The sequence below is a fragment of the Megasphaera sp. SW808 genome (assembly GCF_012027795.1).
GTDB lineage: Bacteria > Bacillota > Negativicutes > Veillonellales > Megasphaeraceae > Megasphaera > Megasphaera stantonii.
Window position 1 is genome coordinate 158,544 of record NZ_SJOT01000002.1, and the last position, 7,519, is coordinate 166,062.

At 53.5% G+C, this 7,519-nt stretch carries 7 protein-coding genes; 1 reads left to right on the plus strand and 6 read right to left on the minus strand.

All coding sequences use genetic code 11. The features are described from left to right. Nucleotides 1-84: 84 nt before the first annotated feature. The 6 genes from E0L13_RS01545 to E0L13_RS01570 all read right to left on the minus strand — a co-directional run bounded on the left by E0L13_RS01545 (nt 85) and on the right by E0L13_RS01570 (nt 7,012). Nucleotides 85-387: a hypothetical protein gene (locus tag E0L13_RS01545; RefSeq protein WP_233127845.1), complete on the minus strand. Its 303-nt coding sequence runs from the start codon at nt 385-387 to the stop codon at nt 85-87. A 140-nt stretch (nt 388-527) separates the two neighbouring features. Next, a complete protein-coding gene (locus tag E0L13_RS01550) occupies nt 528-1,382 on the minus strand; it encodes a MurR/RpiR family transcriptional regulator (protein WP_095628705.1) in 855 nt (284 codons plus the stop codon). A gap of 57 nt (nt 1,383-1,439) precedes the next feature. After that, nucleotides 1,440-2,759, minus strand: a complete 1,320-nt coding sequence (locus E0L13_RS01555) for a gluconate:H+ symporter (protein ID WP_087477329.1) — start codon at nt 2,757-2,759, stop codon at nt 1,440-1,442. Nucleotides 2,760-2,777: 18 nt separating this feature from the next. Then, complete coding sequence (gene gnd, locus E0L13_RS01560) at nt 2,778-4,190, minus strand: decarboxylating NADP(+)-dependent phosphogluconate dehydrogenase (RefSeq protein WP_168059788.1); 1,413 nt, start codon at nt 4,188-4,190, stop codon at nt 2,778-2,780. A gap of 25 nt (nt 4,191-4,215) precedes the next feature. Beyond that, nucleotides 4,216-5,763, minus strand: coding sequence for a gluconokinase (locus E0L13_RS01565; protein ID WP_168059790.1), 1,548 nt, complete (start codon nt 5,761-5,763; stop codon nt 4,216-4,218). Nucleotides 5,764-6,127: 364 nt separating this feature from the next. Beyond that, nucleotides 6,128-7,012 (minus strand): MBL fold metallo-hydrolase, encoded by an 885-nt coding sequence (locus tag E0L13_RS01570; RefSeq protein WP_168059792.1) that lies wholly within the window; start codon nt 7,010-7,012, stop codon nt 6,128-6,130. 338 nt (nt 7,013-7,350) lie between these two features. On the opposite strand from E0L13_RS01570, the gene E0L13_RS01575 reads away from it, so the two are divergent. After that, nucleotides 7,351-7,506, plus strand: coding sequence for a type II toxin-antitoxin system RelB/DinJ family antitoxin (locus E0L13_RS01575; RefSeq protein ID WP_168059794.1), 156 nt, complete (start codon nt 7,351-7,353; stop codon nt 7,504-7,506). The last annotated feature ends 13 nt before the right edge of the window (nt 7,507-7,519 follow it).

Here is a 7,519-nt window from a genome sequence, read left to right on the forward strand (position 1 = left end):
ACAGATCATCACCACTGCCTGCGGGTATTTTATACTATATGAGATTAAAAGGGAGATCATATCCTCCCCTATTGGGGAGCCATGTTATTTGGCGATGGCGATAATCGCTGCGACAGCAGCTACGCCCAAGGCCCAGTTGGCCTTCTTGTTGGCATCGTCAGCGTCTTCCTGAGTTTTGCTCTTATGGTCGCGTTTCCAATCTTTGTCATGATCGCGGCGATCTCTGTCGCGGCGGTCATGGTCACGATACCGGTCGTCGCGCTGTTCCCAGCCGGGCCGGTCGTGTCTCGGGCCGGCAGCCTGAACGGCAACGGCTCCGCTGAACGTCGTCAGTACCAACGTCGTGATCAACGTCATCTTCAAAATATTCTTTATGCGCTTCATCATCTGTACCACTCCTTTAGCTGCCATTCCAGTGTTTTCCTTTGGTTGATACATATAGTATACAGCACAAATGTTACAATTGTGTGTCATTTCTTTGGCAAGTTATATACTTTTTTCGCATACAAGGCCCTGAAGGATATGACTTATATTCTCTTTTTCGTAATTTCCCGCCGCATTTTCTGCATGTTGTCCTGAAACAGCTCGGCATCGGCCATGGCGATGCGCGTGTACAGGACGTCGCCAATGGCCATGTGAATGAGGCGCGACGCGCCGGCTTCGGAGGAATAGCGGACTTCGCGGCCCATGCCGCACAGGCACACGTCGGCCAGCTTTGCCAGCGGTGATTTGGCATGACTCGTAATGACGACGACAGACGCGCCGCTGTCCTTCGCCACCTGCACGGACTGGAGCAGCTCCTGCGACGCGCCGCTGTGGGAGACGGCGATGACCGCATCGGCCGGCGACAAGAGAGCTGCCGACGTAACCTGCATGTGCGAGTCCGCATAGGCCTGAATGGCCAAACCCAGGCGGAGGTAGCGCGTAGCGATATCCCGGCACACCGTCGCCGAGTTGCCGAAGCCGAACACGGCGACGCGGCGGGCCCGGCGCAGGATACGGGCCGCGTCGTCTACGGCGTCGTAGTCCAGCAAAGCCAGCGTATCCTGCAGGCCGTCGCTGATGTTTTGAAACATCTTGGACGCTACGACAGAGCAGCGGTCGCCGCTGCGGATGTCGTGAAACTCTTTATTTTCTGCCGCCGACATGCCGGCAATGAGGTTCAGCTTCAATTCCTGCAGGCCGCTGAACCCCAGCTTTTTACAAAAACGCGATACTGTAATTTCCGAGCTTTCCGTAGCGTTGGCAATGTCGGAAATAGTCTGCTCCATGATTTCTTCCGGCGCAGCGACGATATAATCGGCAATACGGCGCTCTGATTTCGTCAGACCGCCGTATGCGCTGCGCAGCACGGGAAATTGCTGGATTGCTTTTTCATCCATAGGCGCGTCTCCCCTACCTTGCAAATTTTCATATTATTTCTATGACTCTATTTAATTTTATACTAAAAATGCGTCGATAACAAGTACGCCGAGGAGGCCCATGACGGCGATGATCGTTTCCAGCGCGCACCAGGTACGCACCGTTTCCTTGACGGTCAGGCCGAAGAATTCTTTAAACAGCCAGAAGCCGGGGTCGTTAGGCGGGCTGAAGATGAGGGAGCCTGCGCCCGTAGCCAGCACCATCAGCTCGGGATTGGCCCCGGTAGCCGCGCAAATCGGAGCGGCAATGCCGCCGGCCGTCAAGGCAGCGACAGTAGCCGAGCCGCAGGCTGTACGGATAACGGCAGCCACGAGCCAAGCCAATACTAAGGGGGACAAATCTGCACCGGCGACCAAATCACCGATATAGGTACCGACGCCGCTGTCGATGAGGACCTGCTTGAGAGCACCGCCGCCGCCGACGATAAGGAGAATCATGGCGATAGCTAGGACAGCGTCCTGGACGATTTTCATGACTTCATCCATCTTCTTGCCGCGGCCCAGGCCGAAGGTGTAAATGGCGATGGCCACAGCGATGGTCAGGGCCATGTCCGGCTGGCCGAGGAAGGTCAGGATATGGCGTGCTCCCGAAGCTTCTGGAAGAGCCAATTTCGCAATAGCTGATGCAGCCATGAGGACGACCGGCACGAGAGCAGTGAAAACGGAAACGCCGAATCCGGGCATTTCATCGTCTTTAAAGATTTTAGGATTGTACAATCCCTTAGGAATTTCCGGGTTAATATCCTTCGTCAAATTGTAATACAGCGGGCCGGCGACGATAGCCGTCGGAATGGCGATAATCGCGCCGTATACGAGGGTCGTGCCGATATCGGCGTTATAGATGATGGCGATAGCCGTCGGGCCGGGATGGGGCGGCAGGAAGCCGTGCGTGACCGACAAGGCCGCAGCCATCGGGATGCCTACTTCGAGAAGGGGAATCTTCGCTTCTGCAGCGATAGTGAATACAAGGGGAATCAAGAGGACGAAGCCGATTTCATAGAACAGGGCGATGCCGACGATGAAGCCCGTCAGGCAGACGGCCCATTTTACCTTTTCCCGGCCGAAGACGTTGATGAGCGTCGTGGCGATGCGCTGTGCGCCGCCGCTTTCGGCCATGAGCTTGCCCAGCATAGCGCCGAAGGAAACGACGATAGCCAGGCCGCCGAGGGTTCCGCCCAAGCCTTTTTCAATAGTCGGGATCAGCTTGTCGATAGGCATTCCTTCGGCCAGGCCGACGAGACCGGCAACGACCAGGAGGGCCAGGAAGCTGTTCAGCTTGACTCTGACGATGAGGAAAAACAGTACGAGAATACCGATGGCAAGTATGACTAGCGGCATGAGTATGACCTCCTTCTATTATTTCGTATAATGTTCCTTCCACTGATGATGGAACGTTCCTTCTTTATCTACGCGCTTAAAGGTATGAGCGCCGAAGTAGTCGCGCAGGGCCTGAATGAGGTTGGCGCCGACGCGGGGGCTGCTGTAGGCGTCGATGTATTCCATGGCGTTGGCATAGGCCGGTACGGGGATGCCTTCGCTGACGGCCAGGCAGACGATCTTGCGCAGGCTGGCCTGGTTGGCGTTGATCTTGTCGAGGAAGAATTCGTCGAACATGAGGTTTTCCAGATTCGGGTTCTTTTCGTAGGCTTCGGTGATCTTGTTCAGGAATTCGGCCTGAATGATGCAGCCGGCCCGGAAAATAGACGCAATGCTGCCGTAGTCAAGGTTCCAGCCGTACGTTTCCGAGGCGCTGCGGTACAGCGAGAAGCCCTGGGCGTAGGCGACGATTTTCGCCGTGTACAAGCTCTGACGGACGGCTTCGATAAAGGCCTCCCCTTCCTGCTTCGTAAGAGCCGGCTTATGGATGACTTCCTGCGCCACCTTGCGGCCCGGCTGGTTGGACATGACCCGGGCGTTGCAGGCCGCCGTAATCATGGAAATATCTACGCCCTGCTTCATCGATTCGATGCTCGTCCAGCGGCCTGTGCCCTTCTGGCCGGCAGCGTCGACGATGTAGTCTACGACCTGTCCGCCTGCTTCGTCGTCTTCTGCGAAGATATCGGCGGCAATGCCTATGAGGAAGCTCTTGAGCTCGCCCTGATTCCATTCATGGAAGATTTCCGAAATCTTGGCGTTGTCGTAGCCGCCGACGTATTTCAGGAGCAGGTACGCTTCGGAAATGAGCTGCATGTCGGCGTATTCGATGCCGTTGTGGACCATCTTGACGTAGTGGCCTGCACCGTCTTCACCGATGTAGGTGCAGCACGGCTTGCCGTCGGCAGCCTTGGCGGCGATGGCTTCGTAGACCGGCTGGATTTCCGGATACGTGTCCTTGTTGCCGCCGGGCATGATGGACGGGCCGCGGCGGGCGCCGTTTTCGCCGCCGGAAATGCCCATGCCGTAGAAGTGGATGCCTGCTTCGCTGCAGCGTTCGCAGCGGCGGCGCGTGTCGCCGAAGTACGAGTTGCCGCCGTCGATGATGATGTCGCCGGCATCGAGGATGGGAATAAGCTGTTCAATCATGCTGTCTACAGGCGCGCCGGCCATGATCATGAGCATGATCTTGCGAGGCTTTTTCAGGGAGCCGATAAATTCCTTCAAGTCGTAGTAGCCTTTAATGTTGTCGTGAGGCCGTTCCGTTACAAATTTTTCCGTCAAATCCGGCGTGTAGTTGTATACCGATACGGCAAAGCCGTGGTCGGCCATATTGAGGGCCAGATTGCTGCCCATGACAGCCATGCCTACGACGCCGATATCCCGTAATTCCATAATCATCTATCTCCTCTCTGCTTCCTTATATTTTCTTCTGATATTCCGTAATATCGGAAAATTCAGTCTGTAAGTTATGATACAAGCGGACGAAAATGTCGTACAATTCGTCGTATACTTCGCGGTTTTCCTCCTGCGGCGTGTAGATGCGGCGCGGATGGACGAGGTGAGCCGTATCGGCGATGCTCTTCATCTTGCCGTTGGAAATAAAGCCCAGTACGGCGGCGCCGAATGCCGCGCCTTCGCTGTTGTCCGGCAAGGTAATGGGCTGATTGAGGACATCCGACAGGATTTGAATCCACAATCTCGATTTCGTAAAGCTGCCGCTGACGCGGATATCCTTCACCTCTCCGAATTCCTTCAAGGCCTGCATGACGCTGTTCAGGCTGTAGCAGATGCCTTCCATGACGGCCCGGATCATGTGGGACCGGCTGTGGTTGAGGGAGAATCCGAAGAACATGCCCCGCAGCTCCGAATTCCAGTACGGAGCCCGTTCGCCCGTAAAGTACGGCAGGCAGATGAGGCCGTCGGCGCCGGCGTCGACGTGTTCTGCCTTCATGGTCATGAGGTCGTACGGGTCGATGTCCAGGTTTTCCAGGGCGCTGCCGCCGTAATGGCAGATCTTGTCGCGGACCCAGCGGAGGATCATGCCGCCGTTGTTGATCGCGCCGCCGGCTACCCACATGTCGTCGGTCAGGTTGTAGCACCACGTGCGCATCTGCGGATCCGTCATCGGTTCCTTCGTCAGCATGCGCAGCGCGCCGCTCGTACCGATGGTGCCGCTGAGCTGGCCCGGTTCGACGGCGCCGATGCCGACGTTGACCAATACGCCGTCCGTCGCGCCGATAACGACGGGCAATCCCTTGGGCAGATGCATGGCCGCCGCCGCTTCGTCCGTCAGCGGATGGCTGTACGTCGTCGATACGACGGGAGGCATGTAGTCCTTCGTCACGCCGGCGTACGCCAGGATTTCATCGTCCCAGTCCAGCGTATGCTCGTTGTACATGCCGCTCGTGCTGGCCGCTGACTTGTCGATGACCCATTCACCCGTCATGTTGTAGAAAATATAATCCTTTAAGGAGCCGACGTATTTCATCTGCTTGAACAGCTCCGGCTGGTTTTCCCGCAGCCAGATGATCTTCGCCAGGGGATAGCAGGCGTGAATGGGGCATCCTGTCCGTTCGTAGAAGGACCGGCACAGCTCCGGATTCTTTTTCATTTCCCGCACGATGCCCGTGCTGCGGCTGTCGGCCCAGGTCTGCATGTCCATGAGCGGTTCCTTCATGTCGTCCAGGCCGGCGAAGCTGTGCATGACCGTGCTCAGGGCTACGCCTGCCAGCTCCTTGTTCTTATAGCGGAGCTGGTCTGCCGTCTTGCGCACGACCTGTTCGATAGCTTCATAAATTTGCAGCGGACTTTCTTCCGCCCAGTCCGGATGAGGCGTTAACAGCGGATAAAACGCTTCGGAAGAGCAGACGTTCGTCCCTTCTTCCGTGTAGGCGATAGCCCGCACGCCTGTCGTCCCTACGTCGACGCCAATCCAAACTTCCTGATTTGCCGAATCCATTGGCATATGTCATCCCGTCCTTTCAATACATTTCCCTTCGTCATGTAAGAATACTGTAAAACCTTGGTAAACCTTGTTTGTACCTTTATTATACTCATTCGTTAGTAAAATGCAATAGTCTTTTCATTTTATTTTTAATTTTATGATATATTTATATCATAAAAACTGCCGTACCTATGTGACGCTTACATAGTATATACGGGCTATCCAATTACAATAAGCCTTTTTCATGGTTGTGTTCGTGCACAGGATAATGAACAAGATTTTACGTGAAACTTTTCCCAAATAAACCCTGCCTATCTGTCATAGTTCCACAAAAAAAAGACGCCTGCCTATGCAAGCGCCTTGTCGTCTTACTCTCATATATACATTATACAGCTTTCCATACCATCAAATGATCCTCAAAGGCATAGGTCATCTCGTCCGTATCGCGGAGCCACGACAAATACGAGCGAATCGTGCTGCCTACCAGGACGTACTGCTCTATCGTCATGACCAGCTGATACCGGTCGAATACCTTCTGCAGGATGTGCTCAAATATCATCGGTTCCTGGCACAGCGACAGGAGATAGGCCTTGATTTCATATATCTTGTCCCGATTGGCCTGCACGAGCTTCTGCATATCCTCCTTCGAGCCGGCCGCCGCGTGAGACGGCACAAAGACGTCCCCCACCATAGCCTCCACGGCGTCGAGGGTCTTTAAATAGGCCGCTACGTCGTAAATGAAGGACACGGCGTATTTATCGAGGTTTTCTATGCTGCTAAGGCAGTCGGCCAGAAAGACCGTGTTGTCCGGCGTGCGGAAGCCTACCATGTCGAAAAAATGGCCCGGCAGAGGAATTACTTCTATGTCCTTAGGGAAATCGGCGTCGGTAAAGTCGACGGCGTCGCTGGCCGCCGCCAGCAAAAACTTGTGGCGCAAATCCTTGCAAGGGTAACCGCCGTACAAGAAGGACGTTTCCAAAATAGGATACTTCGTAAACGCCGTTTCAATACCGCCGGCAAAGACCTTGCATTTCCGCTGGCGCTGCAGATAATCGTTGCCGCCGATGTGGTCGGCATTGGAATGAGTATTCAAAATCCCCTTCAGCGTCCAGCCCTTTTCGTCGAGAAGCTTGCGGATCTTCCGTCCCGCGTCCTTGTCGTTGCCGCTGTCAATCAAATACACATCCGTCCCGTCGGCAACATACACGCCAATTTTCGCCGGACTCTCGATGTAATAGGTCTTCTCGTTGACCTGTACCAATTCAAACATCCTGCATTCCTCCCTGCACCGAATTTGTTATAATCAATATACATATAAGATATTATAACATAAAAATGAAATTTAATTAGAATATTCGGCATACAAGGAGGAACACTATTAATTTTTTAATATCTTCATGAACCTAAAGCGTTTCATTGATGAAAATATACGTAAAAAATACAACGGTTTTGTATTCAGCTGCGGCAGCAATGGGTATATCCCTTTTTCTTGAATCATCGTATTCTTGAAATACTTATTCAAATGATCATCAAATACACTTTTTACTAATTGTATTGATGTTGTATGGATATTGTATAAAAATATATATAGAAAGGGGCGTGTTTACGATGGCACAAACTACAATCAGCGTCCGAATGGACGAATCCTTAAAAAAAGAATTTGACCGCATTTGCAATGATCTGGGACTTTCTATGACTACGGCTATTACCATGCTGGCAAAAAAAATGACAAGGGAAAAACGTATCCCCTTCGACGTGCTATAGATCCTTTTTATTC